Below are 23,495 nucleotides of genomic sequence, written 5' to 3'. Positions count from 1 at the left end.
TAGAGCGATGTGGCTATCGACGCACCGCATGAATGGCTGTAATAACCTTGCCCGTTGCATCAAATTCAGCGCCCTTAAACGCGATGCTGGTACCCCATCGACTACCCGGTGCATTTGCTGATGCAGTCTTGAGTAATTGCTGACTGGCCGCGGCCCCTGCTTGCGGCGAGAAACAGAGCCGACCAACCCAGCAACTATTGAGATTTTCAGCCTCCTGATTGCCCCTCACTGGTACCCAGGAGGGCAGTTTCACCGTTTGCTGCTGGATTAACGCCTTGAAGCTAGTCCAACTGCGAGAGAACGTACCACTTTCCCACATCAAACGCGATTCATCGATCGCGGATACTCCTTGAGCGCTAATTTGCCCGCCCAACCAGGGTGTTAGTTCAATCAGACAGGTAATAGCACCCGACTGCATGGCATGAGCTGCCGCCGCAATGCCACCGAGCGATCCCCCTACTACTACAACTTCACACGACCAGTCCTCCTGCGCGGGCGGAAGCGGTGAGAGTTGCGGACGACCATTTGCCAGCAGCGGCAGCAGTACAGGTTGTTCGACGGGTGATTGTATTAAAGCAGCGTTGGGAGCAGGCGTACTAACCGCGATCGACTCCTGCTGCTGCCCAGCCTGCAAAAACAGCAGCCCTGTAGAGAGGATGAACCCCAAGGCAAAGCTGATGGTGGTTAGTGGAAGTAACCGTGACCAGAGCCGCGCTGGTAGCCGTTTCCCGATAAAAAAGGGCTTGCCCCAAGGGTAACGATGCCTAAGGAGCGCGCGCTTCAACGCCGACCACTTTCGAGAAACCAACAATCGCTTCACAGTCAACCCATCACGACCACTGCGATAGGTTTTAACACATCATCTATCAAAAGGATGAAAAAAGCAGATGCTTAAACCAGTGCATCTGCTCTATGTGCTGTTAGGAAAGCTTTCAGGACTTACGCAAATGCTCGCAAAACTGCCCCCAGCCCACAATTTATAGCCCTAGCGGGCATACAAGAAAGGGGGAGCAAGCACTCAAAGTCCCCTAGAATTGGAGGCTCAAAGCCCTTTGGGCATACAAGAAAAGGGGGCAAAGGCGTAAGTCCTGGCTCTATTTTACGCTTGACTTAAAGCTGCCTAAAATCCCGTCAAGCACCTTCTTGGCATCTTCTGCTTTGGTTTTGGTCTCGTAGTACTGGTTCACCGCAAGCGCAAACTTGTTTAAGGTCTTAAAGCCCGTTTTGAGTTCTTCGAGGTCTTCAGGAGAAATCGGTTCTTCCAGCTTAAACAGCGACTCAATTTTTCTGAGGACGGTCAGGGATTGGTCTTTCGACTCCTGAGTTTTCAGTTTTAAGGTCGCTAGTGTAGACAGGACTTGAATTGCTTGCGTGATCTCTTCCTCTGCCGTTTGAGTAGGCTTCGGTTCGGAGTCTTCAACCGATTTTGAGGGGGGCTTGTCTACGGCGCGATCGGTTGATGCAACGCTGGTGGCTACTGGCGCTGTAACTTCAACGGCTGTATTCCCATTTTTAGGGGTCGTCATGATAGTGGTTCCTGCTGAAGCCTGTTTAAGAAGAGAAAGCAAGCTTTAGTATACGCCCTGCATGGCTAGTGTAACGCCTAGATAAAACGTTTGTACTACTTGCTTTGCCTCTCGATCATAACAAAGTCGCGATCGACCTGGAGTAGCTGCTTCAGCAAAAGGAATCCGAACGATATTGTTCTGACTACTTGTCCAATGCCTGTAGCGTGTCGATCGTGCAGTTTAGGCGCAGGTGCTTAAGGTCCGATAAATCTAACTGATCCCACGGCACCCGGTAACCGACCTGAAGTTTGTGAGCGCCCAACAACCGTAGAATACCAATTCCCAAAGACCAGGCGGATAAACGCTCTAGAATTGCCGTTGCGCCCAAAAGGTATTCCTGAACCACCCAATCGCTGCCCTCTTGGTTCGCGCGAACTTCCTCAATCAGCCCCACTCGTTTGCCGTCTATATCGTACACACAGCGACCGAGGAGCAATTCTAGATGTCGTTCATTAGTTGACATTAACGGCCTCCGGGAATGTGCTTCACCACGTTGTCTCGCAACCATTGCTCGTAGGCAAGGGCGGCGGTTTCGTCTGCGTCTACATCAACTTCGACATCAATGCCAATGTCGCGCACCTTAGACCAGGGAATGCGAAACGGCTCCGATCGCTTTGCGCCCCATTTACTTTGCCATGCCGCAACCCAGCGTTCTAAGCGGGGATGCAAGCGACGTGCGAGAGTGGTGGCTCCAGTTTCGATGTACGCCAGTCGGGGTGGTTGACCGTCTCGCAGTTCAATCACAATGCCGTCTACTTTGCCCATCTTGCGCTGGTTGCGATCGACCAGTTGGTTATCCAACACATCCCGAATCACGTCCATCTCAACCTCCTATCACTTCCAGCGGAATGGCGACGATCGCCAGCACAAACGCTAGTCCAATAATAAAAATCACCGCGCTGTTGCTGATCCAGCCATTACGATATTGCCCGATGTAGCTTTCGTCGTTCATTAAAACCAGAAAGGGCACCATCACGATCGGCAAAATCACGGCTGTAAGCGCCATCGAAAACAGTGTGAGCTGTAAGGGGTCGATACCAAACACCATCAATAGGGAGGCAAGCAACACAAACACGGTGTAAACCATGCTGAACCGGGCTGCCTCTTTGGGATGCAGGTTTTCGCCCCAATTCCACCCAAAGGCTTGCGCCACGATATAAGCCGTGTCGAGCGTGACTTCTAGCGCCGCGCCAAAGCAAGCAATGCCCAGCGAGGCCGCAAAGAGAATGAAACCCCAGTAGCCAAATGGCTGCGTCAGCATGAGCGCCGCCTGCTCATAACTATCCACCTGAACACCTCTGGGATTTAGCACCACAGCAGCAACGATGAGTACACCGAGCGAAACCACACTGCCAAAACCCATACCTGCACTGGCAACAATGCGATTCACGCCCAAATAACCTTCATCCCATTTGTCTTCGACCGCGCCGGATGAGTAGAAATAGAACAGGTAGGGGCTGATGATTGCGCCCAGGATGCTTACCGCAATGAACAGGTAGTGGGGGCTATCTTGAGCGGGAAGCGTCGGTTTCAGTCCAACGATGATCGGTGCGATCGGGGCTTTAAGCATCACCATTGCAACCACAAACACCAGCGTCACTAAGCCGAGTAGAGACACCCCATTTTCAATCACGCTGAAGTTGCCTTTCCATAGCAGCAACCAGATAGCAAAGGCAACGGGTAGCGCCCACCACTGAAAGCTAATGCCAGTGAGCAGTTGAAAGGCAATACAAACCCCGCCAATTTCTGCACCTAGTACCAAAAAATCGACGACGACTTCAGCCAACAGCGGCAGGATATAGAAGTTGAAGCCAAACCGCTCCCGCACAGCATCGGCCAACGTGTGTTTGCTAATTGCCGCTAACCGACCCGACATCTCGACTAAAAAAATGACGCAAATGGTGCCCAGAACGACTGCCCAAACGAGTTCAAAGCCGAAGATCGAACCCGCTTCGGCTGCCGTTGCGATCGCGCCCACATCTAAAAAACCGCCAATGCTGGTTGCAATCCCCAGCGCAATTTCCAGAGCCTTGTTCATGGTGATGTTCCCTGCGCTCTGATCAGGGTTTGAAGCTGTTGTTCTTCGATGATCAGTTGCTTCAAGGGGGCTGCGATCGCGGCTTTTTCTGATTGCTCTACTGCGATCGACAGTTGTTGAATGGTCTGTTGCAATTGCTGTAGGGATGGCGCGAACTGCGATCGAGTTTGCGGCAACTCGTTGAACAGTGACTCTGTTTCTTTAGCAATCTCTTGCTGCGTCTTCTCTAACGTTTGTTTAGCGTAGCGTTGAGGCACAGACCCTTGTGTCCAAGATTCTGCCACCATCTGCGCAGTCGCCGTCCAAGAATGCACCGTCTTCAAATGTTGGCTCAAGACCTCACTTGATGACTGCTGGCTACACGCAATTGGCACGAAAAGCAACAACGGACTCAATGCCCGAATTCGGTTCATGGCTGACGATCGCTTCTGATAAACGAAGCTCCCCTATCCTTATTTCCGCATGTTAGAACGGTTAGTTTGTATACCACTGGAGAGACTTTAACGAGGGGAGACCCACCCTTCCATCACGTTGGGTCGGCTAGCAAGCGATGGAAACAGGGCTTGAAATGCCGCTTTGCGATCGGCTTCTGGTTCAGCCGCTAAATGCCATAGCGTCTCGTAGAAGAAGAACGACACCCCTGCAAACCGTTGCTGTCGTACTACCTGTAGCTGCTCTCGGACTTGCTTCATGGAGACGGGACGCTTTTTGAGTCCGGTCAAAATACCGATCGCGGTGGGAATATGTTGCCGTGCTGTCTGAAGTTCCGGTGTTTTCAGTTGTGCCGTAAACGCTTGCAGATCATTGCTATACACCTGAAGGACCAGTTCTTCGATCAAGCCCTGCTGCCGCCAGTCTCGCCAGTCTTGCAGAGAGTAGTTGTAAGAAAAGTCATAGTTGTTGGGTGACAGTGACAGCAAAACGTTATTTTTCCGCGCTTTGATCGCTCGAAAAAGTTGCGTAGTGAAACGGGTAATCTTATCGGCCCGCCAACGAATCCAGGCAGGATCTTTGGAATTGCTCGGTGGCGCTTTACCCTGGTGCTCACGCTTGTAAAGCTGCACGGTGTAATCGTCATAGCCAAACTGGTAGGGCAATCCAAAATGGTCGTCAAGCTGAATGCCGTCAATATCGTACTGGTTGACCAGTTCCAGAATGAGCGTTTGAATGAACTGCTGCACTTCGGGCTTAAACGGGTTGAGCCACACACGAGGATAAATGCCCTCCTGCCAAACTTGCGTACCGTCTTGCTGCTGCGTTAACCAATCGGGATGCCGAATCGCTAACGCCGAATCTTCAGGTGCCATAAAGCCAAACTCAAACCAGGGCAGCACTGCGATGCTCTTTTGATGCGCCTGCTGCACGAGTTCTGCCAGTGAATCGCGCCCTTCTAATCCGATCGGGCGTGGATCAACCGCAGCCCCGATCGCCTGCTTTGCGACCGCACTAGGATAGGTCGTGTAGCCCCAGTTCCAGACAGCGGGGTACAGCGTATTGAAGTTCAATCGCGCGAGTTGCTGCACAGCATCTTGAAGCACCGTCGCCTTGAACAACACGGCACTATCCACGTTGGTCAACCAAACGCCACGAATCTCTTGACGAGGGGCGATCGCTTGAGAAGCAGACTGCGCGGTCATTGGAAGGGACACACTTGCCAGCAGCACCAGACTCCCTACCAACAGCATCAAGGCTTGATGTTTGCGACTCCGTACAAATTGCCTGGCCTGGTGGAGCGATCGGTCTAACTGTTGAATAAATTTACGCATCATGAAGTGACTTTAAAGAGCTGAGAAATGAGGTTTCTAAGCTCGACTTTATCCATGTTAAAAAATTCCCATTCTTGGCGGTGTCTGGGTCGCAGATGGAGCCGAAACTTTTTCAGATTTCCAGCGGTTAACCTGATATCAAGAAAAGTTCAGAGAGAATTTGATATGCCACAGCTGGCTCCACTTAAGGGTTATAGCGTTTGGATACAGTCGAGCTTAGACTTGCAATTCTATACAGCGCCACTTCAAGAAAATCCGTTAAAACGGTACATCATCTTCATCCGGTTCATAGTCTGTTTCTGGCAAAGCTTCTGCTGCTTTATGTTTGAGGCTGGCTGCGTCGATTTCCGCCAGTTTGGGGGCTTCTGCGATAGTATCACTGTCGCTGAGATCGACCACTCTGCCGCCGAAGAAGTCAGCTAGTTGTTTCGCTGCGCGGGTTACTTCGTCTTCTTGTTGCCACTGATCAGGCGCAGAATAATAATCCGCTGCTGCCTCTGTCGCGTGGTTGGAGGATGATTGTTTGGGCGTTGAAGGGGCCTGAGAATTTGGGTGAGGTTGTGCGTTGCTGGGGGATATGGGTGTGATTGCAGGCTCAGCCCTTGAGTCTTGGTTTGCATCAAAGGCTGGTGGATTGATCGCACGATCGCTCAACTCATTTTTGAGTAAGGATGAGCGATCACTCGCTTCTGGTGGCGTTTGTACCGCTTGAAGGGTTGGCTCTGTTACCTGGAGGTCAACTTTAATTTTTGCCTTAAACGCTTTAGCAGCGGCTTTCTCAAGCTGCGGGATCATGCCCGTAATCATTTTGAGCATACTTTGAGCTTTCACACCCACCAGAATCTCCTGGTCGTTCTGGTTGAGTAGGTGACAATTCACACTCAGCATGGCGCGAGTGCCCTTCAGGTCAATGTGGCTCAAAATTTCCTGCCAGGTTTGACTAAGATCACTGCTCGCATCCCTAGCTGGTTGGCTAGCTCCGTTGGCCTGAACTGCGACTGGCTCTACAGAACGGACTGGCTCTGCGATCGCCTTCACCTCTGCTGGCTCGACGGGAATGACTGGTGTGATCGCTTTTACTTGTGGAGGCTTTACCGCCTGAACAGGAAGACTTACCACCGCATCGGTCTCCCTCATTGAACTGCCTTCTGCCTTTGGCCTTGTGCCTCCTGCCTGACTGCTAACCGCTGAAGGCAACAATCCCATTAACGTCACTTCCAACCAGAGCCGTGGTTGGGTCGTACTTTTAATCTGGTCTTCACTGCGACGGAGTTGTTGTTGTCCTGCCAGAATGGTTTGCAGATCTAGGGTTTGGGCAAAGTTGCAGAGCGTCGCCCAAGTGGGAGGGGTTAGCGTCACCAGATCGTTCCGAGCGGGTGCTGTCTTGGCGATGAGTAGATCTCGGTAGAAGCTGGCGAGGTTTTGCAGGACGATCAGCGGTTCGCGCCCCCGATCCATGAGTCGCCGAACGCTATCGAGCAAGGTCTCAGGGTTGTCTTGCGCGATCGCTTCCAGCAAAGACATTAAATCGCGCTCTGGCACCGATCCCACCAGATCCCACACTTTATCGACAGAGACCTCACCCGCCAACAAACTCAATTGATCCAGCAGGCTTTCGGCATCGCGCATGCCACCTTGAGAGAGTTGGGCGATGAGCATGATGGCATCATCGGTGATGTTGATGGCCTCTTTGGTAGCGATCAACCGGAGATGCTTGACGCTTGCTTCTAAGGGAATGCGCCGAAAGTCAAACCGCTGACAGCGCGAAATAATGGTCGGCAGCACCCGTTGAGGATCGGTCGTTGCCAGTACAAAGACTACGCGATCGGGCGGCTCTTCCAGCGTCTTCAGCAAGGCATTAAACGCGGCGGTACTGAGCATATGGCACTCATCCACCACATACACTTTGTAGCGGCACTGGACGGGTGCAAATTGCGATCGCTCAATCAGTTCGCGAATATTGTCAACGCCTGTATTGCTGGCAGCGTCGATTTCAATGACATCCAACGCGGCACCTTTGGCGATTGCCTGACACACCTCGCATGTCCCACACGGTTGAGCAGTCGGCACATCGGACTTCAAACAATTCAGCGACTTTGCCAAAATGCGCGCGCTGGAGGTTTTGCCTGTACCACGCGCACCCGTAAACAGATAGGCAGGTGCAATCCGCCGCTGCTGTAGAGCGTTTGTCAGCGTGGTGGCGATCGCCTCCTGCCCGACCAAATCGCTAAAGCTTTGTGGACGATATTTGTGATGAAGCGGTTGATAGGTCATCGATCTACAGCAAATCCCTGCTCTCTAGCGTAAGCGACAGATGATGCGAACGTATGAACTATTTCTCTCAAACCAGACCTCCGAGTTTTCTGTAAGAACTCGGAGGTCTAAATTAACTGATCGCTTCAAGCGGTTTCGGTGCATCTCGCGATCGCTCATTTGCCGCTCCCCGCAGCACTTCATCGTAAATATGCTCCAGACGTACAGGTTGACGGGCGATCGACTCCAACGGAATGCCATCAAAGCGATCAATAATGGCCTTCATTTCCAGAGTTTGGGGGAGCCAAAAAGCAAGGTCATCGCCGTAGCGACGGTAGGGAAAGCCGAGTGTCTCTGCACGGGCGATTGCCTCCGCTTCAGCAGTCGTGCGCACGATAACAATTTCTTGTGCCGTAATGCATTGACGCAGTTCTGCGAGACTTCCTTCTGCCAGCAGGCATCCTTGCTTGAGAATGCCCAGGCGATCGCACAAGCGCTCGGCTTCATCCAGCAAATGCGTTGTGAGGAGGATCGTCATGCCCTGACTTTGCAACTGCCGGATCAACCTCCAGAGGTCAATGCGGGCTTCAATGTCTAACCCTGTAGTCGGCTCGTCCAGAATCAGAAGTTTGGGATGATGCACCAGTGCGATCGCTAAGCTAAGGCGACGTCTCATGCCCCCACTCAAGGTCTCGGCGGGACTGTTGGCACGGGGCAGCAAGCCAACGGCATCCAGGCATGCAGACACCTGTTCCTTTCGCTGCTGGCGCGATCGACCATAGAGCCGTGCAAAAAAATCGAGATTTTCGGCGCAGGTCAGGCTGGCATATTGCAAGTTTTCTTGCGGCACGAGACCAATGAGCGGTTTCGTTGCGTCTGAAAGGGGTTGACCTGAAAGCGTCACGTTTCCACGATCGGCAGTTAGTAAGCTGCAAAGAATGCGAATGGTCGTGGTTTTGCCTGCGCCGTTCGGCCCTAACAGCCCGTAGATTTCACCGGGAGCGATGCTCAGGTTCAGGTCTCGTAAAACAGTGCGATCGCCATAGGACTTGTAAAGATTTTGAATGTGCAGCATGAACCCTACGATCTCCTCTCACTGTTTAGCATCTGACGGTACGCGACCCAACCAGTCAGAACCATCAAGCCCGTAAAACCGACCAAAAACCAGAGATGAGGCGCAACTTCAGTTATTTTGAAACCCTCTACAGACGCGGCTGCCAGTGCCTCGATCATGTGATAAATCGGGTTGTAGCGGGCAATGTTTCGCAATGCTTCAGGGAAAAAATTGATGGGGATGAACGCTCCACTCAGCAGCAATAATGGCACACCCAGCGCGGCGATCAAGGCATTCACATCCTCCGTGCGGCGAGCCAACTTTGCGCCAATGCAAAACCCAGTGCCCACATACGCCATCATGCTCAACCCAATAATTAGCACACTTAGAGAAAGTGACCCCTTAAATTCAGAGCCAGTGAACGCCGCGATCGCATACACCAGCAGCGTTTGACCAACCCCGATCGCCCCATACGCCAGAAAGATACCCAGGAAGTAAGCCATCCCTCGCAGCGGCGAAATCAGGAGTTGCTTTAGCGTCCGCTGCTCACGCTCTGCCACGATCGTCGCAATGCTACCACCCAGGCAGCTAAAAAACAGCGCTGTTCCCACTAAGCAGGGTGGCACCGATTGAGCAAAGGCGACTCCAGTGGATAAGCGTCCACGCTCCGTCAAAATTAAGCCATTCACAATCAAAATCGAGGCTGGAAACACCGTCCAACAAACCAGACTCACCTTGCGTCGCCACAGTTCCAGCAAAATGCGCTGGGCGATCGCAACGGTTCCCAGCCAGTCGCGCCTGAATTGTCGTGTGATGGATTGTTGCATAAAGGGGCAGGGCAGGCAGAGGGAGCAGAGGAGGAAGAATGGCTGATCGCTGAACGCTTATTGCGTGGACTGTATTTGCACGATCGCAGGCAACCCCCACCAAGGCACATGCGGATGCTCATGGTGTTCGTTGTGGTAGCCAAAATGGTAACAGGTTAAAAATGACCAAAGGACTGGACGGTAGATGCTATTGGCACGAGCTGCATTTTGATACCCCGTTGCGGGTTCACGATGCGCCAGGAAGGTGCCGAAGTAGAATAGTTGCAGGGAACTCAAAAGCGCTGGTATGGCCCAAAACACGACTAGATTTAGCTCCGAAACAGCCAGCACTCGATGCATAAAATGATACGCTGCCGTGATGCCAATGCACTGCCACCAACCCCAATAACGAACCATAAAGCGGACGTACCAGAACAACCCGTGCGTATGCTTGCCATTGTGATAGTCAGGGTCGCGATCGCTTGCTGGATATTGATGATGCTGCCAGTGGGCGGTGCGTAACTTGTAATACGGTAAAAAGCCGTAGAGCAGCAGCGCTAAAAACCCGATCGTGTGATTTACCCTTGGATGTTGGGGTATGACACATTCATGCATGGCATCATGCGCCGTGATAAACAGCCCTGTGTAGAGGAACGTTTGACTTAAGATCGCCAGCGCCATCCAGACGATCGGCAGCGATTGACCTGACGTGAGCAAACTCACCAGGCTGATGAGCCATAGCCCGATGATGCCGCCAGCGATCGCCAACCCCTGATACTTCTGGCTTCCCGTAAGCGTAAGTGACGTTGCTTGTCCTGATAGATGCCAATGATGGTCAAGTTGTGTCAAGCCTGATTCTGCGTGAATGCGTCTTTCTCTATCCAGCACGATGCCGTTTCCATAACTAAATTGCTCTCAATCTCCAGATAGCAGGGGCAATCCTTGAGCAAGCAAGTGTTATGCGGTCGATTGCACACAAAAAGCAACCGCACCTACTTTTGCTCTATCACCCTTGCCACTAGTGACAAAATGATTGCCCTACGATCGAGACATGGAGTGAATAAACCTATGCAGACTAAGCCAGAGGTCATCCTGAAAAGCAAGATGTGTTGAACCTAGCGTTCAATGATCCAATGCCCTTTTCAGAAGATTTCAATGTGAAACCAAATAACTCCATGCCAGCGATTATCAAGCCAAAATAATGAGACGATTCTTTACGCGATCGTCCGTATGGTAACCTGAATAGTCCGTTTCTGGTCAGATGACTGATGGTTGATCGCTTAAAAATCCAATCGATTTATACCGATGGCGCTTGCTCAGGCAATCCTGGTCCCGGTGGATGGGGAACGGTTGTCTACTTTGCGGATGGCTCGGTACACGAAATGGGTGGAGCCAAGGCACATACAACCAATAACCAGATGGAAATGCAGGCGGCGATCGCAGCACTCCAGTTTCTGAAAGACACGGGGTATACAGACTCGATCGAGCTGTATACCGATAGCGAGTACGTCAAAAACGGCATTACCCAATGGATTCACGGTTGGAAGAAAAAAGGCTGGAAGACTTCGACAGGTAAGGCTGTGCTGAATCCTGACCTGTGGCAACAAATGGATGCGCTAAACTCGCCCAACGTTCAGTGGCGTTACGTGCGCGGACATACTGGCAACGTAGGGAACGAACGGTGTGACGCGATCGCTCGTGCTTTCTCGATCGGTAAGATGCCTAACTTAAAACAGCTCTCCTTGCCATAACGCAGTCTGAACAAATGCAAGTTTGTTAAGTATCTTTGCGCAAACTGGTTAATTTTTGTAAAGGCTTGTATCTTACCCTAACGGTTTTGTACAAACCCTCTAAATTCGTTGCAATATCTCAAGGTAAGGGTCTAAGTCTAAATGCTTAAGCGTGTGTTTCTTCACTCGTTACAGCTTTAACCATAAAGTTTTATTTGAAACAGAATAAAAGCAGTATCTACAGGTAGTGAATTCCAAGATGGATGTTTCTTCTCACTCCCAAACGGATGCGATCGACAACTTGCCGCGCGAAGTTAGAGTCGCGCAACTGCGTGATCTGGTAGACACTCTACATTTCGCCGATGAGATCTCCAGTAAAGGCTACTTGATTACCAGCTCTGAGTTAGCCGATCTCATGGATGTGAACGCCAGCGCTGTCACCAGTCGCGGCGATCATTGGGTTTGGCGCAATTGGGTTGTGTCTCGCGTGCGGCGGGAAGGGAATCAGATTCTCTGGCAGTTAGAGCGGGTAGATTAGAGGAAGGCGGGACAGGGGAGGCAGGGGGAGCTAGGGGAGCAGGGGAGAGCAAACAGATCTTGCCTAGTCTTGCCTTCTTTAGGGCTCTCTTTTGCCCCCTTCGCTTCCCTCGTCGTTCCCTGCCCCTTCCGCTTCCCCCGCTCCCCTATCGGTCTAACTCCTCCGCTCCTCTTTGACGCATGAAGCAATCGCAGCCAATTTTCAACGATGTGGTGTTGCTGGGTGGTGGGCATTCGCATGCGATCGCGCTGCGGATGTTTGGTATGAAGCCGATGCCAGGAGTCCGGATCACGCTGTTGACGGAAGCCTCTGATACCGCCTATTCGGGAATGCTGCCGGGGCACGTCGCAGGCTTCTACAGTCGAGAAGAGTGCCATATGGATTTGCGTCGACTGGCTCAGTTCGCGGGCGCACAGTTTTATATTGATCGCGCGATCGGCTTAGATTTAGCCCAAAATCGTGTTCTCTGTGCCAATCGTCCGCCTGTTGCCTTTGATCTCTTGTCGATCAATATTGGCAGTACGCCGAAGCTGCCTGCTTTGATGGGCGATCGAGAGGCCATTATTCCAGCGAAGCCCGTCCGCCAATTTCTAGAGCGTTGGGATCAGGTGGTGCTTGACGTGACGCGAACCCCTGAAAAAGCTAGGACGATCGGCATTGTGGGTGGCGGTGCGGGTGGTGTAGAACTGGCGCTGACGATGCAACATCGCCTTCAGCAAATTTTGAAGGCGGCGCAACAGCCTCTCACGAATCTGACCGTCCATCTTTTTCAGAAAGAGGCGACGTTGTTACCGACCCAAAACCGTTGGGTGCGCGATCGTTTTCACAAGTTGCTGGCTCAGCGTGGCATCCAGATCCACTTACAGGAGCCTGTGCAATCTGTTCAGCCGCATCAGGTCATTGGTGCGTCGGTGACAGTTGCTTGCGATTACATCTTTTGGGTGACGCAGGCAGCGGCTCCTGATTGGTTGGCAAAAGCCGGGTTAGCTGTGGATGAAGATGGCTTCGTGTTGGTGGATGACACGCTGCGATCGCTCTCTCATCCCAATGTCTTTGCAGCAGGCGACACGGCAACGATGCTCAATCACCCGCGCCCAAAGGCAGGTGTATTTGCCGTACGTCAGGGGAAGCCCCTGGTCAACAATCTACGACGCGCTGTGCAGAACAAGCCCTTGAAAACCTTTCGACCGCAAGCACAATACCTCAGCTTGATTGGTACCGGCGATGGTGAAGCGATCGCGGTTCGCGGTTCGTTTGGCTGGCAATCACCGTTGCTGTGGCGTTGGAAAGACTGGATCGATCGGGCGTTTATGCAGCGGTTTAGTGAGTTGCCGCAGATGAAAGAAAGCAGTCAGCGGCCAGCGGTCAGCGATCAGCAAGAGACTGCGGTCGATGCCTCAACGTCGTTCAGAACTCTGGTTCAGGATGCTCCGGCGATGCGCTGTGCGGGGTGTGGGGCGAAGGTTGGCAGCAGTATTTTGTCACGTGCGTTGCAGCGGGTGCAGAAGGAAAACGGAAGTCGTACACGATCGGATATTCTCATTGGCTTGGAGGCTTCTGATGACGCGGCTGTAGTACAGGTTCCGGCAGGATCGGTCATGGTGCAGACGATCGACTACTTTCCAGCGCTATTGAATGACCCGTTTGTGTTTGGACAGATTAGCGCGAACCATGCCTTGAGCGATCTGTTTGCGATGGGTGCCCAACCTCAGAGTGTGCTGGCGATCGCCACTATTCCCTATGCCCAGCCGGCAAACGTGGAAGAAACCCTGTATCAGCTTCTTTCGGGCGCGATGTCGGTGCTCAATCAGGCGCAGGCGGTGCTGATTGGCGGACACACAACCGAAGGCGCAGAACTGGCGTTTGGGCTGTCGTGTAATGGGTTGGCACAGCCCGATCGCCTGCTTCGCAAATGTGGCATGAAGCCAGGACAAGCGTTGATCTTAACGAAGGCGATCGGCACAGGCACGCTCTTTGCCGCTCACATGCAGCTTAAAGCGAAAGGACGTTGGCTAGATGGCGCGATCGCCTCCATGCAGCAATCCAACCAGCGGGCGGCAACTTGTCTGCTGGAGCATTGCGCCACTGCCTGCACGGATGTCACTGGCTTTGGTTTAGTCGGTCATCTCACGGAAATGGTACAAGCCTCTAATGTCGCCGTAACGCTGAACCTAGCCGCTATACCTCTCTTGGAAGGTGCCTTAGAGACCCTTGGGCGAGGGATTACAAGCTCTCTGCAACCTCAAAATTTGCACGCGATGCAAGCGATCGCCAACGCCTCTGCGGTCAACGCCCATCCTTTTTTCCCACTTCTGTTCGACCCTCAAACATCAGGTGGGTTACTTGCATCCGTTCCTGTTGAGGAGAGCGATCGCTGTCTGACGGCCCTTCGCGCACTCGGCTACACACATAGCGCTATCATCGGGCACACAACGCCTCTGCGCGATCAGGCAAAACCGATTACGATCGCTTAGAGCAGTGGTTGTTGAGTTGGTAGGTGCTGAAAGTCAGAAGTCAGAAAGGAGTCAGAAGCAACGTAGCTCATAGCTCCTCCCCATTCCCCTGCTCCCCCCACGCCCCCTGCTCCCCCTTTCCCTCCGCCTCCGTCCTCCTTCTCATGCCCCAAACCTTACCCATTGCCGACTTCCTCGCCGCACCCGGAGCGATTCTCGATGTGCGAAGTCCGGCTGAGCATGAGCATGGACGCATCCGAGACGCTATAAGCTTTCCCCTGTTTAGCAATGAGGAACGAGCGCAAGTGGGCACCTGCTACAAACAGCAAGGGCGAGATGAAGCGGTGGAACTGGGCCTGTCGATCGTCGGTCCCAAGCTGACATCTTTCGTTACGCAAGCCAAAACCTTGTCACCCGATCGCGTGGTGCGGGTGCATTGCTGGCGGGGTGGGATGCGTAGCGGCAGCATGGCATGGTTACTAGAAACAGCAGGCTTTCAGGTTACGGTGCTCGATCGTGGTTACAAAGGGTTTCGCCACTGGGCGCATGCAGTGCTGGCAGAACCGAAGCCGATCGTGACTTTGGGCGGCATGACAGGGACAGGCAAAACTCTCATCCTGAATGCTTTAAAGGCGCAGGGAGAACAGATTTTGGATCTGGAGCATCTAGCGAACCATCGGGGCAGCAGCTATGGCAATCTTGGTTTGCCACCGCAACCCAGCACGGAACAGTTTGAAAACCTCATTGCAATAGAATGGAGCCAGCTAAGCCGCGATCGTCCCATCTGGATTGAAGCCGAAAGCCGTATGATTGGCTCGTGTCGTGTACCAGATGATCTGTTTCAACAGATGGTTGCGGCTCCTGTGTTGCAGGTTGAGCGATCGCGGGAAGAACGCATTCATCTGCTGCTGGAGGATTATGGTGCGGTTGAGCCTGAAGCGCTACTAGAAGCGACGGTACGTTTGAAGAAGCGGCTTGGTGGCGATCGTACCCAGCAGGCAGTCGATTGTATCCAACAGGGTAATCTAGCTGCAGCTGTGGATCTGGTGTTGGACTATTACGACAAAGCCTATCGCTACGATCTCAAACGACGACAGGTTGGCATTGACTCGATCGATGTAACAGGATTAACAGATATTGAGGTTGCGAAAACCTTAGTGGAGCGATCGCGCCAGCTAGCCAATCAACAAAGCACACGATTACCAGATGCTTTACGTGTGTATCCTTCGCAAAATTTCAGTCCAATGCTGACCGCTGACCGCTGATAGCTGACCGCTCACCAGAATTCATACAGCACGTTCTCTAATTTCTAACTCTAGAAAACCAGTTTGTTGGTCTGGCGTGCGTACAAAAGTAAGGTTGGGATTTTCGCCAATGACAATTTCGGCAGTGGTGTAAATGATGCAGCCCTCAGTGAGATGTCCACCTGTCATACGACCTGTCTGATCGGCGATCGCTACATGCAAATGACTCCCATGCACCGAGAGCGTTCCATTCAACGCGATGATTTCAAACTTCTCGTCGAATATGTCACTCGTTGGCTGGTTGGCAAAGCGAATGGTGGCTTTTTGCAAGCTCCCGATCGCCGACAAAATAAACCCCGCCTGAATTTGCTTCGCCACAACAAATTCTGTTAGCGCTTGCTTCAAATCCTGATTGGGATAAAGTCGTAAAGCAAAAATGTTCATGCGATCGTACTTTTGAATGAGTTGATTTTCATAAACGCATCTTGCTAGCTCACTCTACCCAATTTTCTAAAAGTAGATTAGTAACGCGCGAAAGCTCTCGAACGTTATTACTGACGAGAGTAACTCCAAGGCTCAACGCATGGGCGGCAATCAGCATGTCCATTGAACCAATGACAAGTCCTTGTCTTTCCAAGTCACTTCTTACCAAGCCATAAATCGTTGCAGCAGCTTGACCAAATTCGACAACATCTAGCGGCACTAAAAATTGCATTAAGGCATTGCGATTCTTTTCCTGCTGCTGACTCTTGCAGACGCCGTATTCTAATTCCGCTATGGTAATAGACGAAATGCCAATATCTGATAGGTTAAGGCTTTGAAAGCGTGCCAATACTTTAGGTGGCTTCTGCTTAATCAAATAGATACAAATATTAGTATCTAATAAGTATTGCATCTAAAAAGCCTCTCGCTGATCGAGGGACGGCTGATCTCTGTCAGCCATAAAATCATCGGAAAAGTGATCCAAGCTCTCGAAGAGTGATTGCCAGGGATTATCCTTGGCGATAAGCACGATCGCATTACCGACTTTTTTAATGTAGACCTCGGTGCCCGCTATTTTGAAGTCGTCAGGTAATATCACAATCTGATGAGTGCCATCGGTGCTAATTTTAGCTGTGTTCATGATGTATATCCTCTACTTCAGTGCGAAGGTTTCGATTGAATATGGTGGCGATTTAACTTGGATGAAGGGTGGATTAGTCACTCTCAAGCCCTTTCCATAGCTGAACAACGGGAATCGTTTGCCCAGTCATCGCTTCGTGCCAAGCTTGCCGAAAGTCATGCAGCAGTGCTGATTTAGATTGTTCTTCTTCTTCGGCTTCTGATGATTCTGGAATCAAGACAATGACTTCAACACGACTGTTTTTATCTGTTAACAGAGGATGATCTAACGTCAGTTGCCCCTGTTCATCAATGGTTGCCATAACTTTGAGTGCTTTCATTTTGCCCTTTCAAGAAATTCAAAATAAATCAATTTAAAGCCTTTAAGCTACTAATTTGTCCAACTCGACGAAGAGACTCTAAACGGTCGGTGTGCAACGGGATTGTTAGACAATGCTATCTCCCAACCTGGAGCAAACAATCTGAACTGCTTGGAATGCAATACGACAAAACAGAATTGCTTTTATTACTCCTTCAAGCCCCGTAATACTTGCCGCTAAATCCTACAGACAGCGATGCGCCTTCATATTGACAAGATACGCCAACCTTTAATCTTCTCTTACGGTCATAGTAGGTGTGAAAGTGCGTCTGTTTACGGACTAGTTCCAACTCAGCTGAATTAGTACTAAGTACTCCTAAAATTGCCGCAGAATCAAACGGGCGGCTCTGACTCCAAGGTGCAGTCTTTTTCAGTTCAATATCTACATAATTCACGAAATTTCCTTCTGCCTCTAACAGCATATGGGCTTGATTAGACTCAATAATGATATTGCCAACTTTATTGGGTTGACTGCCAACCGCGCTTGCCGCATCTGCAATAGACATTCCCATATACTGAAAAGGACGATGAAAGGGTGCTCTCAGAACATGCAATCCATAGTCAGCAGCCCTATTTATGGCATCTCCAAGTGTTAATGTTCCGAGATAATCGCCATTTCGAGGAGTAGCTGATGCATGTGAATTAACTATTGAAACCAGTTGAGTGGGCAAGCTATCTATATCTTGCTCGAACCAATTTTGAACAGGAACTAGAATTGATACTGTCTTCTGTTCTTGCCAATTTTTATTGAGTGAACCGAGAAAGTCTTGAGGAAAAGACCAGTAAAATAAACTATTTTTGCTGTCAACAACAATTAAGAATGTTGGGTTTGGTTGAAGGAGCCAATAATTGAGAGTCGTGACTTTGATGGGAACTATGATTGAATCACCTTCTACTTTGGCTTCATCTTTCCCTTTACATTGAATATTGAATAATTTCCCAGTTGGGTGTTCTTCCCGCATGATTTCACAGATGAAGTCGATACCGAGGTCTCTATCTTGAGGGACAGGAATAACGTTGTAAAACTCGACAAAAACAGAACTGAGGAGATCAGCAGCACTCATCCCCATCTTTTGAGATTTAGAACGTTTGGGTAACTTGGTCATCACGGCACTAGAGATTTTCTCAATCTTAACCCAACAGCTATTTAAGGAAGTAAACAGACATGAGCAGTAAGGTTAATTTTAGCTGCCTAACAATTGATTGTATGGAAAGTTTCCGTATATCTCCCTGATTTGAGTGAATAACCCGAAAGCTTCCGTGTCTTTCCCCTCACAGCCTGTCTATACAATCGCTCATGCCACAGCACGATCGCTAATGCCAGTAAGCATTGAGTTACTCGCTAAGATGCCAGCGCTCACGATCAGGAACCTCAATACAACATGTGAGTACTAAACTACGGTGTTTAGGAACCCAAACGCGATGTTTGGGTACTCAAACACGATGTTCAGGTACTCAAACACGATGTTCAGGTACTCAAACACGATGTTCAGGTACTTAAATACGATATTCGAGTACTTAAATATGATGTTCGGGTACTTAAATATGATGTTCGGGTACTTAAACATGATGTTCGGGAACCCAAACACGATATAGGGCTAGGCAATCAGTTTAAGCTTGGACTGCGTTTTGAGACGCTTCTACACGTTTCAACCACCATTAGCCAGCTTTCTGTAACGGCTGCTTCCTGACTTGTGCATCTCAAAGAACCATTGGGGTTTACGATGTCAGGGTGTGTTGAGATGTTGAACAAGGATTATGAAACGTAATTGGCCGATCGCCCTTGCTGCTGTACTACTATCAGGTTTAGGTGTTGCCTGTTCACCCCAGCCTCCAGCGGCAAATGCGCCTGAAGCGACTAAAGAGGCGGCAACGAAAGCAGTGTTTACGATCGGTGCCATTCCCGATCAAGATCCAGAGCAGCTTCAGCGGCTTTATACCAGGCTATCCACCTACTTGCAGAACGAATTGAAGGTTCCTGTTGCTTATAAGCCTGTTACGGACTACACCGCAGCGGTTACAGCGTTCAAAGTGGGTGATCTGGAGATGGTGTGGTTTGGCGGACTGACGGGTGTGCAGGCGCGGCTTCAGGTTCCTGGTGCAGAGGCGATCGCGCAACGAGAAGTGGATTCTAACTTCCACAGCATTTTTATTGCCAATAAAAAGAGTGGACTGGCTCCTATTACAGATGAGAAAGGGTTAACGGCGCTGAAGGGCAAAACGTTCACCTTTGGCAGTGAATCTTCGACCTCTGGACGGTTGATGCCTCAATATTTCTTGCAACAGGCAAACATCAAGCTGACCGACTTTAAGGGAGAGGTGGGCTTTTCCAAAAACCACGATGCGACGCTAAAGCTGGTGCAGGCAGGCTCTTACGATGCAGGCGTGCTGAATGAGAAAGTGTGGCTGAGCCGCTTAAAAGAGGGCAAGGTGGATACCAGCAAAGTGGAAGCCATCTGGCGCACTCCGGCTTACTATGATTACCACTGGGTGATCAATCCTGCCGTGAAGCAGCAGTTTGGGGCCGACTTTGAGGAGAAAGTGCGATCGGCACTGCTCAAGCTTAATCCCGCTGTGCCAGAGCAGAAGGAGATTCTTGACTTGTTTAATGCCACAAAGTTTGTGCCCACTCAAAACTCTAATTACGCCCAAATTGAGCAGGTGGGACGAGAAATTGGCAAGATTAAGTAACTATGACGATCGCGCCACTGTTTGAGCTGAAGCACGTTTCCCGGCGTTTTGGAGAGTGTCTGGCTCTGTCGGATGTTTGCCTGCAACTGTATCCTGGCGAATGCGTTGCGCTGGTTGGCTCCAGTGGCGCAGGCAAAAGCACGCTCTTACGATTGCTCAACGGGACGCTTTCTCCCACAGAAGGGGAGGTCTGGGCGTTGGGCTGCAACCTCAATCAGTCCCCACGACGCTTACGGCAAGTACAGCGGCAGTTTGGCACCATTTATCAGCAGTTCCATCTCATTGATACCTTGCGGGTTATCCATAACGTCAATGCGGGACATTTGGGACGTTGGTCATTGCCCAAAGCATTGCTGTCCTTGCTGGTGCCGTTGGAAGTCGAGACGGCTGCGAAGGCGTTGGCTCAGGTGGGCATTCCCGATAAGCTGTATGCTCGCACCGATCGCCTTTCTGGTGGGGAACAACAGCGAGTGGCGATTGCGCGGGTGCTGGTGCAAAACCCGTTGGCAATTCTGGCAGATGAACCGATCGCGAGTCTTGACCCGGAGCGCAGCCGAGAAGTGATGGCGCTGCTGCGATCGCTGGGTGAGCAAACCGGACAAACGTTGATTGTGAGTTTGCATGATGTGGCAATGGCGCGTCACTACTGTCAGCGGTTGATTGGGCTGCGACAGGGACAGATCGTGTTTGATGCTCCAACCGAAGCGGTGACGAGCGAGATGTTTGATGCCTTATATCGGCTAGAGCCATCGTTATGACAGCCCTACCGCGTCAACCCTTCTTAACTGCACCTCTGGGATGGGGACTGGTGGGGTTGGGAGCGATCGTCCTTTCACTCCTGGCTGCCGGACTGTTTCGCCGCGATTTGGTGAATGTGGATGGGTTTCCTCAGTTCTGGCAATTTCTCCAGGCGGCAGTCCATCCCGATCTCAGTCAGAACTTGCTCCAGGTGACGCTTAGCGCAATGGTGACAACATTCGCTTATGCAGTGTGTGGCACATTGTTCAGTCTGGTTCTGGGCGCGATCGGAGGCATCCTGGTATCAGAAGTGTGGTGGGAGTCTGTGTTCTCGCACCGTCAGCGGCGGGCGGCTTCCGGGTGGTACGGCATCCGGTTTCTTTTAGCGATTCCCCGCGCGATTCACGAACTCATCTGGGGACTGTTCTTCATCAACCTTTGGGGCTTAGATCCACTGACTGCAATTCTGGCGATCGCGATTCCCTTTGGAGCCATCACCGCCAAAGTGTTTGCTGAGATTTTGGATGAAACGCCCCGACAGCCCTTACAGGCGTTATTGAACAGTGGTGTGCCTGCGCCGATCGCCTTCTGCTATGCCTTGTTACCGCTAGCAAGTCTCAATTTGGTGTCCTACGCCTTTTATCGGTTTGAGTGTTCCATTCGATCAGCAGCAGTGCTGGGCATCATCGGGGCGGGTGGCCTGGGCTACCAGATTTTGCTCAGCCTGCAATCGCTGCAATACGAGCAGCTTTGGACGTTTTTCTACGCGCTCTTTTGCTTGAATGGCCTGGTGGATTTTGGCAGTGCCCGGTTGCGCCGTTATTTAAACTGTGCAAATCGTTTGGAATTGAATTTGCCATCGGCTCAACGATCGCCAGCCAGACGATCGCAACGTCGATCAGTTGCCAGCACCCAACCATCCCAACAAACCACCAGAGTTCAGAAAAACCTCATTGGTCTGACACTTTTAGGGTTGATTGTCTTTTCGTTCTGGTCGATCCATCCTGACTACAGCAAACTCTGGGCAAGCCGAACGCAGCAGCTTCTGAGAGAGCTGGCACGATCGTCCCTACCACCCGATTGGAGTCTGCTACCCCAACTCTTACCGCTCTCACTGGAAACGGTGGCGATGTCTATTCTGGCGATCGCGCTGGCGGGTCTAGGCGGTATGCTGCTGGCGTTTCCATCCGCCTCCAATGTCTTGCTGCCAGGAGGTGTGCTGAATCCAGGTCATCAGGCAAAGCGATGGTTTGCGTTTAGTTTCTTTCTACTTTCACGAGTGATGTTGCTGATAGCACGTGCCATTCCTGCTCCTATTTGGGCACTGGTGGCGCTGTTTGTCATGTTTCCAGGCATTCTACCGGGCGCGATCGCGCTTGGCATTCATAACCTGGGCATTCTCGGTCGCTTGAAAGCGGAGACGATCGAGAATCTCGATACTCGTCCCTTAGAAGCACTGAAAGCCCAGGGCACACCCGGTTCGCTGGTCTTTTTCTATGGCGTACTGCCGCTGAGTTTGCCTCGCTTTCTGGCGTATGACCTGTATCGTTGGGAAGTCTGTATGCGAGAAACGGTAATTGTGGGTTTAGTCGGTGCGGGTGGCTTGGGACGCTTACTAACGGAGCAATTGAGCAGCTTTGATTATCGCGGCACGATTGTGACGCTGGGCGGCTTCCTACTGTTGACGTTTCTCGTTGATGCCATCAGTGCTAAAGTACGGCGATCGCTGCGGTAGCGCTGTTTCCGTCCGTAGGGGCGTTACATGTAACGCCCCTACAGATCATGAATGACTGATCAAAAACATGATTCAACGATTTCAGAACGTTGGTATAGCAGAAGGCAGAAGGCAGAGGGCAGAAGGGAAAGCCTTGTCCATCAATGGTTCGACCGTTACTGTGTGTCCTAACCAATGAGCGTACTGCTATAAAGAAGCCGATGAATCAGCCATTGATGCCTAACGTCGATCGATCCATTTCCATCATTATTCCCACGTTGAATGAAGCCAAAAACCTGCCTCGAACATTAAAAGCACTGCAAACCATCCCGCTTGTAGATGTGATTGTAGTAGACGGTGGCAGTTTGGATAACACAATCAGCGTGGCAGAGTTCTGGGGAGCCAACGTTATTTGTTCACCTGTGCCGGGACGTGCCCATCAGATGAATTTGGGTGCAGCGATGGCTGAAGGCAATATTTTACTGTTTCTGCACGCAGATACCTGTCTTCCCGATGGTTTTGATCAATTGGTGCGGCAAACGTTGAGGCCGCCGAAGGTCATCGCTGGGGCGTTCGAGCTAGCCATTGATGGCACCACTCCAGGGCTACGTTGGGTGGAATGGGGTGTGCATATACGATCGCGCCTCTGTCAGATGCCCTATGGTGATCAGGCGATTTTTATGTCAGCCCATACCTTTCGCGCGATCGGTGGCTTTCCACCCTTGCCTATCATGGAGGATTTTGAGCTGGTGCGGCGGTTAAAGCAGCGCGGACGCATTGCCATTTCGCCGGGTACGGTACTAACGTCTGATCGCCGTTGGCAGAAGCTCCATGTTTTCCGCACAACGCTGATCAATCAGTGCATCATCCTGGGGTATCTGATGGGTGTTGCTCCAGCACGCTTGGCAGTCTGGTATCGCAGTTGGGGAAAGCGGGTCGCCCGGTAAACATGACTGCAACTGTGAGCAGCCCTTACTTCGGTGGGGCAACCATGATCCACCCTCGCGTTTTAAGAAACTGCATCGTTGTTAGCCCTTTAGACTGTTGGATGTCTCCGGTTGTCTCTAGCTGCATGAGCGCTGGAAACTGGGTGTATGGTTGCCAGCGTAAGGCCGATCGCGGCTTTAACCACAGAATCAGCGGATCGTCTTGGGACGCGCCGGGAGGCTGCATCCAGGTCATTTCGCCCCCTACTGATGCTGAGAGGAACTGTTGCATGATGCCCTCGTCAGAAATGGTTGGATTATAGCGGCTCGTGCTAACCCGACGAAAAAAGGAGCATTTGATTGTTGCTATTTTTAATATCCCTGCGGAGGGTAACGATGTTATCCAAGCTCATGACTGGTTTCGTGCGCGCAAAATAGAATGTAATCCCTCTTTTGTTACCTCAACGAGAGCAAATTAAGCTGGAAGAAGCTGCGT

25 protein-coding genes are annotated in these 23,495 nt (G+C 51.2%); 8 read left to right on the top strand and 17 right to left on the bottom strand.

Annotation, left to right across the window (positions count from 1 at the left end):
• Positions 1-13 precede the first annotated feature (13 nt).
• The 11 genes from AC5JLP_RS20800 to AC5JLP_RS20750 form a co-directional block, all read right to left on the bottom strand.
• Positions 14-784, bottom strand: coding sequence for an FAD-dependent oxidoreductase (locus AC5JLP_RS20800; RefSeq protein ID WP_496069861.1), 771 nt, complete (start codon positions 782-784; stop codon positions 14-16).
• Between the two features lie 310 nt (positions 785-1,094).
• Positions 1,095-1,526 carry a hypothetical protein gene (locus AC5JLP_RS20795; RefSeq protein ID WP_496069860.1) on the bottom strand — a complete coding sequence of 144 codons (432 nt, stop codon included), beginning with the start codon at positions 1,524-1,526 and terminating at the stop codon, positions 1,095-1,097.
• Positions 1,527-1,710: 184 nt separating this feature from the next.
• Positions 1,711-2,031: a hypothetical protein gene (locus AC5JLP_RS20790; protein WP_496069859.1), complete on the bottom strand. Its 321-nt coding sequence runs from the start codon at positions 2,029-2,031 to the stop codon at positions 1,711-1,713.
• Positions 2,031-2,390, bottom strand: a complete 360-nt coding sequence (locus tag AC5JLP_RS20785) for a hypothetical protein (protein ID WP_496069858.1) — start codon at positions 2,388-2,390, stop codon at positions 2,031-2,033. The genes AC5JLP_RS20790 and AC5JLP_RS20785 overlap by 1 nt, the downstream gene beginning before the upstream one ends.
• 1 nt (position 2,391) lies before the next feature.
• Positions 2,392-3,606: an NRAMP family divalent metal transporter gene (locus tag AC5JLP_RS20780; RefSeq protein ID WP_496069857.1), complete on the bottom strand. Its 1,215-nt coding sequence runs from the start codon at positions 3,604-3,606 to the stop codon at positions 2,392-2,394.
• Positions 3,603-4,019: a hypothetical protein gene (locus tag AC5JLP_RS20775; RefSeq protein WP_496069856.1), complete on the bottom strand. Its 417-nt coding sequence runs from the start codon at positions 4,017-4,019 to the stop codon at positions 3,603-3,605. Before AC5JLP_RS20775 ends, AC5JLP_RS20780 begins: the two co-directional genes overlap by 4 nt.
• Before the next feature lie 87 nt (positions 4,020-4,106).
• The gene (locus AC5JLP_RS20770) at positions 4,107-5,375 is read right to left on the bottom strand and encodes a glycoside hydrolase family 10-like protein (RefSeq protein ID WP_496069855.1); all 1,269 of its coding nucleotides are present in this window, start codon (positions 5,373-5,375) and stop codon (positions 4,107-4,109) included.
• A gap of 255 nt (positions 5,376-5,630) precedes the next feature.
• On the bottom strand, positions 5,631-7,646 hold the full coding sequence (locus AC5JLP_RS20765; RefSeq protein ID WP_496069854.1) for a DNA polymerase III subunit gamma/tau: 2,016 nt from the start codon (positions 7,644-7,646) through the stop codon (positions 5,631-5,633).
• 112 nt (positions 7,647-7,758) lie between these two features.
• On the bottom strand, positions 7,759-8,700 hold the full coding sequence (locus tag AC5JLP_RS20760) for an ABC transporter ATP-binding protein (protein ID WP_496069853.1): 942 nt from the start codon (positions 8,698-8,700) through the stop codon (positions 7,759-7,761).
• Positions 8,701-8,705: 5 nt separating this feature from the next.
• The gene (locus AC5JLP_RS20755; RefSeq protein ID WP_496069852.1) at positions 8,706-9,506 is read right to left on the bottom strand and encodes an ABC transporter permease; all 801 of its coding nucleotides are present in this window, start codon (positions 9,504-9,506) and stop codon (positions 8,706-8,708) included.
• 57 nt (positions 9,507-9,563) lie between these two features.
• Positions 9,564-10,373: a fatty acid desaturase gene (locus AC5JLP_RS20750; protein ID WP_496069851.1), complete on the bottom strand. Its 810-nt coding sequence runs from the start codon at positions 10,371-10,373 to the stop codon at positions 9,564-9,566.
• A gap of 380 nt (positions 10,374-10,753) precedes the next feature.
• On the opposite strand from AC5JLP_RS20750, the gene rnhA reads away from it, so the two are divergent.
• The 4 genes from rnhA (at position 10,754) to mnmH (ending at position 15,471) form a co-directional block, all read left to right on the top strand.
• A complete protein-coding gene (gene rnhA, locus AC5JLP_RS20745) occupies positions 10,754-11,236 on the top strand; it encodes a ribonuclease HI (RefSeq protein WP_496069850.1) in 483 nt (160 codons plus the stop codon).
• A 238-nt stretch (positions 11,237-11,474) separates the two neighbouring features.
• Positions 11,475-11,753 (top strand): hypothetical protein, encoded by a 279-nt coding sequence (locus AC5JLP_RS20740; protein WP_496069849.1) that lies wholly within the window; start codon positions 11,475-11,477, stop codon positions 11,751-11,753.
• 179 nt (positions 11,754-11,932) lie between these two features.
• A complete protein-coding gene (gene selD, locus AC5JLP_RS20735) occupies positions 11,933-14,227 on the top strand; it encodes a selenide, water dikinase SelD (protein WP_496069848.1) in 2,295 nt (764 codons plus the stop codon).
• Between the two features lie 143 nt (positions 14,228-14,370).
• The gene (gene mnmH / locus AC5JLP_RS20730) at positions 14,371-15,471 is read left to right on the top strand and encodes a tRNA 2-selenouridine(34) synthase MnmH (protein ID WP_496069847.1); all 1,101 of its coding nucleotides are present in this window, start codon (positions 14,371-14,373) and stop codon (positions 15,469-15,471) included.
• 21 nt (positions 15,472-15,492) lie between these two features.
• Here the strand turns inward: mnmH and AC5JLP_RS20725 are convergent, their stop codons facing one another.
• From AC5JLP_RS20725 to AC5JLP_RS20705, 5 genes are all read right to left on the bottom strand, one after another.
• On the bottom strand, positions 15,493-15,894 hold the full coding sequence (locus AC5JLP_RS20725; protein ID WP_496069846.1) for a PPC domain-containing DNA-binding protein: 402 nt from the start codon (positions 15,892-15,894) through the stop codon (positions 15,493-15,495).
• Between the two features lie 49 nt (positions 15,895-15,943).
• Positions 15,944-16,345, bottom strand: coding sequence for a type II toxin-antitoxin system tRNA(fMet)-specific endonuclease VapC (vapC, locus tag AC5JLP_RS20720; RefSeq protein ID WP_496069845.1), 402 nt, complete (start codon positions 16,343-16,345; stop codon positions 15,944-15,946).
• Positions 16,346-16,573, bottom strand: coding sequence for an antitoxin (locus AC5JLP_RS20715; protein ID WP_496069844.1), 228 nt, complete (start codon positions 16,571-16,573; stop codon positions 16,346-16,348).
• A 73-nt stretch (positions 16,574-16,646) separates the two neighbouring features.
• Positions 16,647-16,892 carry a type II toxin-antitoxin system RelN family antitoxin gene (locus AC5JLP_RS20710; protein WP_496069843.1) on the bottom strand — a complete coding sequence of 82 codons (246 nt, stop codon included), beginning with the start codon at positions 16,890-16,892 and terminating at the stop codon, positions 16,647-16,649.
• A 193-nt stretch (positions 16,893-17,085) separates the two neighbouring features.
• Positions 17,086-18,036, bottom strand: coding sequence for a DUF4365 domain-containing protein (locus AC5JLP_RS20705; RefSeq protein ID WP_496069842.1), 951 nt, complete (start codon positions 18,034-18,036; stop codon positions 17,086-17,088).
• A 652-nt stretch (positions 18,037-18,688) separates the two neighbouring features.
• Between AC5JLP_RS20705 and AC5JLP_RS20700 the strand changes: the two genes are divergently transcribed.
• From AC5JLP_RS20700 to AC5JLP_RS20685, 4 genes are all read left to right on the top strand, one after another.
• On the top strand, positions 18,689-19,621 hold the full coding sequence (locus AC5JLP_RS20700) for a putative selenate ABC transporter substrate-binding protein (RefSeq protein ID WP_496069841.1): 933 nt from the start codon (positions 18,689-18,691) through the stop codon (positions 19,619-19,621).
• A 2-nt stretch (positions 19,622-19,623) separates the two neighbouring features.
• Entirely contained in the window at positions 19,624-20,379 is a 756-nt protein-coding gene (locus AC5JLP_RS20695; protein WP_496069840.1) for a phosphonate ABC transporter ATP-binding protein, read from the top strand.
• A complete protein-coding gene (locus tag AC5JLP_RS20690) occupies positions 20,376-22,094 on the top strand; it encodes a PhnE/PtxC family ABC transporter permease (RefSeq protein ID WP_496069839.1) in 1,719 nt (572 codons plus the stop codon). Before AC5JLP_RS20695 ends, AC5JLP_RS20690 begins: the two co-directional genes overlap by 4 nt.
• A gap of 200 nt (positions 22,095-22,294) precedes the next feature.
• Positions 22,295-23,020 (top strand): TIGR04283 family arsenosugar biosynthesis glycosyltransferase, encoded by a 726-nt coding sequence (locus AC5JLP_RS20685; protein ID WP_496069838.1) that lies wholly within the window; start codon positions 22,295-22,297, stop codon positions 23,018-23,020.
• Positions 23,021-23,045: 25 nt separating this feature from the next.
• Here the strand turns inward: AC5JLP_RS20685 and AC5JLP_RS20680 are convergent, their stop codons facing one another.
• A complete protein-coding gene (locus AC5JLP_RS20680) occupies positions 23,046-23,291 on the bottom strand; it encodes a hypothetical protein (protein WP_496069837.1) in 246 nt (81 codons plus the stop codon).
• Positions 23,292-23,495 lie beyond the last annotated feature (204 nt).

It is taken from the genome of Stenomitos rutilans, from assembly GCF_059505485.1.
The sequence above is the reverse complement of the archived record's forward strand: the minus strand, read 5'-3'. Positions and strand labels throughout refer to the sequence as shown.

Coding starts and splice junctions, on each gene's coding strand:
- AC5JLP_RS20765 (WP_496069854.1), bottom strand. CDS start 7,646: ATGACCTATCAACCGCTTCATCACAAATATCGTCCACAAAGCTTTAGC.
- AC5JLP_RS20680 (WP_496069837.1), bottom strand. CDS start 23,291: ATGCAACAGTTCCTCTCAGCATCAGTAGGGGGCGAAATGACCTGGATG.
- AC5JLP_RS20780 (WP_496069857.1), bottom strand. CDS start 3,606: ATGAACAAGGCTCTGGAAATTGCGCTGGGGATTGCAACCAGCATTGGC.
- AC5JLP_RS20785 (WP_496069858.1), bottom strand. CDS start 2,390: ATGGACGTGATTCGGGATGTGTTGGATAACCAACTGGTCGATCGCAAC.
- AC5JLP_RS20775 (WP_496069856.1), bottom strand. CDS start 4,019: ATGAACCGAATTCGGGCATTGAGTCCGTTGTTGCTTTTCGTGCCAATT.
- vapC (WP_496069845.1), bottom strand. CDS start 16,345: ATGCAATACTTATTAGATACTAATATTTGTATCTATTTGATTAAGCAG.
- AC5JLP_RS20705 (WP_496069842.1), bottom strand. CDS start 18,036: ATGACCAAGTTACCCAAACGTTCTAAATCTCAAAAGATGGGGATGAGT.
- AC5JLP_RS20690 (WP_496069839.1), top strand. CDS start 20,376: ATGACAGCCCTACCGCGTCAACCCTTCTTAACTGCACCTCTGGGATGG.
- selD (WP_496069848.1), top strand. CDS start 11,933: ATGAAGCAATCGCAGCCAATTTTCAACGATGTGGTGTTGCTGGGTGGT.
- AC5JLP_RS20695 (WP_496069840.1), top strand. CDS start 19,624: ATGACGATCGCGCCACTGTTTGAGCTGAAGCACGTTTCCCGGCGTTTT.
- AC5JLP_RS20795 (WP_496069860.1), bottom strand. CDS start 1,526: ATGACGACCCCTAAAAATGGGAATACAGCCGTTGAAGTTACAGCGCCA.
- AC5JLP_RS20725 (WP_496069846.1), bottom strand. CDS start 15,894: ATGAACATTTTTGCTTTACGACTTTATCCCAATCAGGATTTGAAGCAA.
- AC5JLP_RS20760 (WP_496069853.1), bottom strand. CDS start 8,700: ATGCTGCACATTCAAAATCTTTACAAGTCCTATGGCGATCGCACTGTT.
- AC5JLP_RS20710 (WP_496069843.1), bottom strand. CDS start 16,892: ATGAAAGCACTCAAAGTTATGGCAACCATTGATGAACAGGGGCAACTG.
- mnmH (WP_496069847.1), top strand. CDS start 14,371: ATGCCCCAAACCTTACCCATTGCCGACTTCCTCGCCGCACCCGGAGCG.
- AC5JLP_RS20755 (WP_496069852.1), bottom strand. CDS start 9,506: ATGCAACAATCCATCACACGACAATTCAGGCGCGACTGGCTGGGAACC.
- AC5JLP_RS20700 (WP_496069841.1), top strand. CDS start 18,689: ATGAAACGTAATTGGCCGATCGCCCTTGCTGCTGTACTACTATCAGGT.
- rnhA (WP_496069850.1), top strand. CDS start 10,754: ATGGTTGATCGCTTAAAAATCCAATCGATTTATACCGATGGCGCTTGC.
- AC5JLP_RS20770 (WP_496069855.1), bottom strand. CDS start 5,375: ATGATGCGTAAATTTATTCAACAGTTAGACCGATCGCTCCACCAGGCC.
- AC5JLP_RS20715 (WP_496069844.1), bottom strand. CDS start 16,573: ATGAACACAGCTAAAATTAGCACCGATGGCACTCATCAGATTGTGATA.
- AC5JLP_RS20790 (WP_496069859.1), bottom strand. CDS start 2,031: ATGTCAACTAATGAACGACATCTAGAATTGCTCCTCGGTCGCTGTGTG.
- AC5JLP_RS20685 (WP_496069838.1), top strand. CDS start 22,295: ATGAATCAGCCATTGATGCCTAACGTCGATCGATCCATTTCCATCATT.
- AC5JLP_RS20740 (WP_496069849.1), top strand. CDS start 11,475: ATGGATGTTTCTTCTCACTCCCAAACGGATGCGATCGACAACTTGCCG.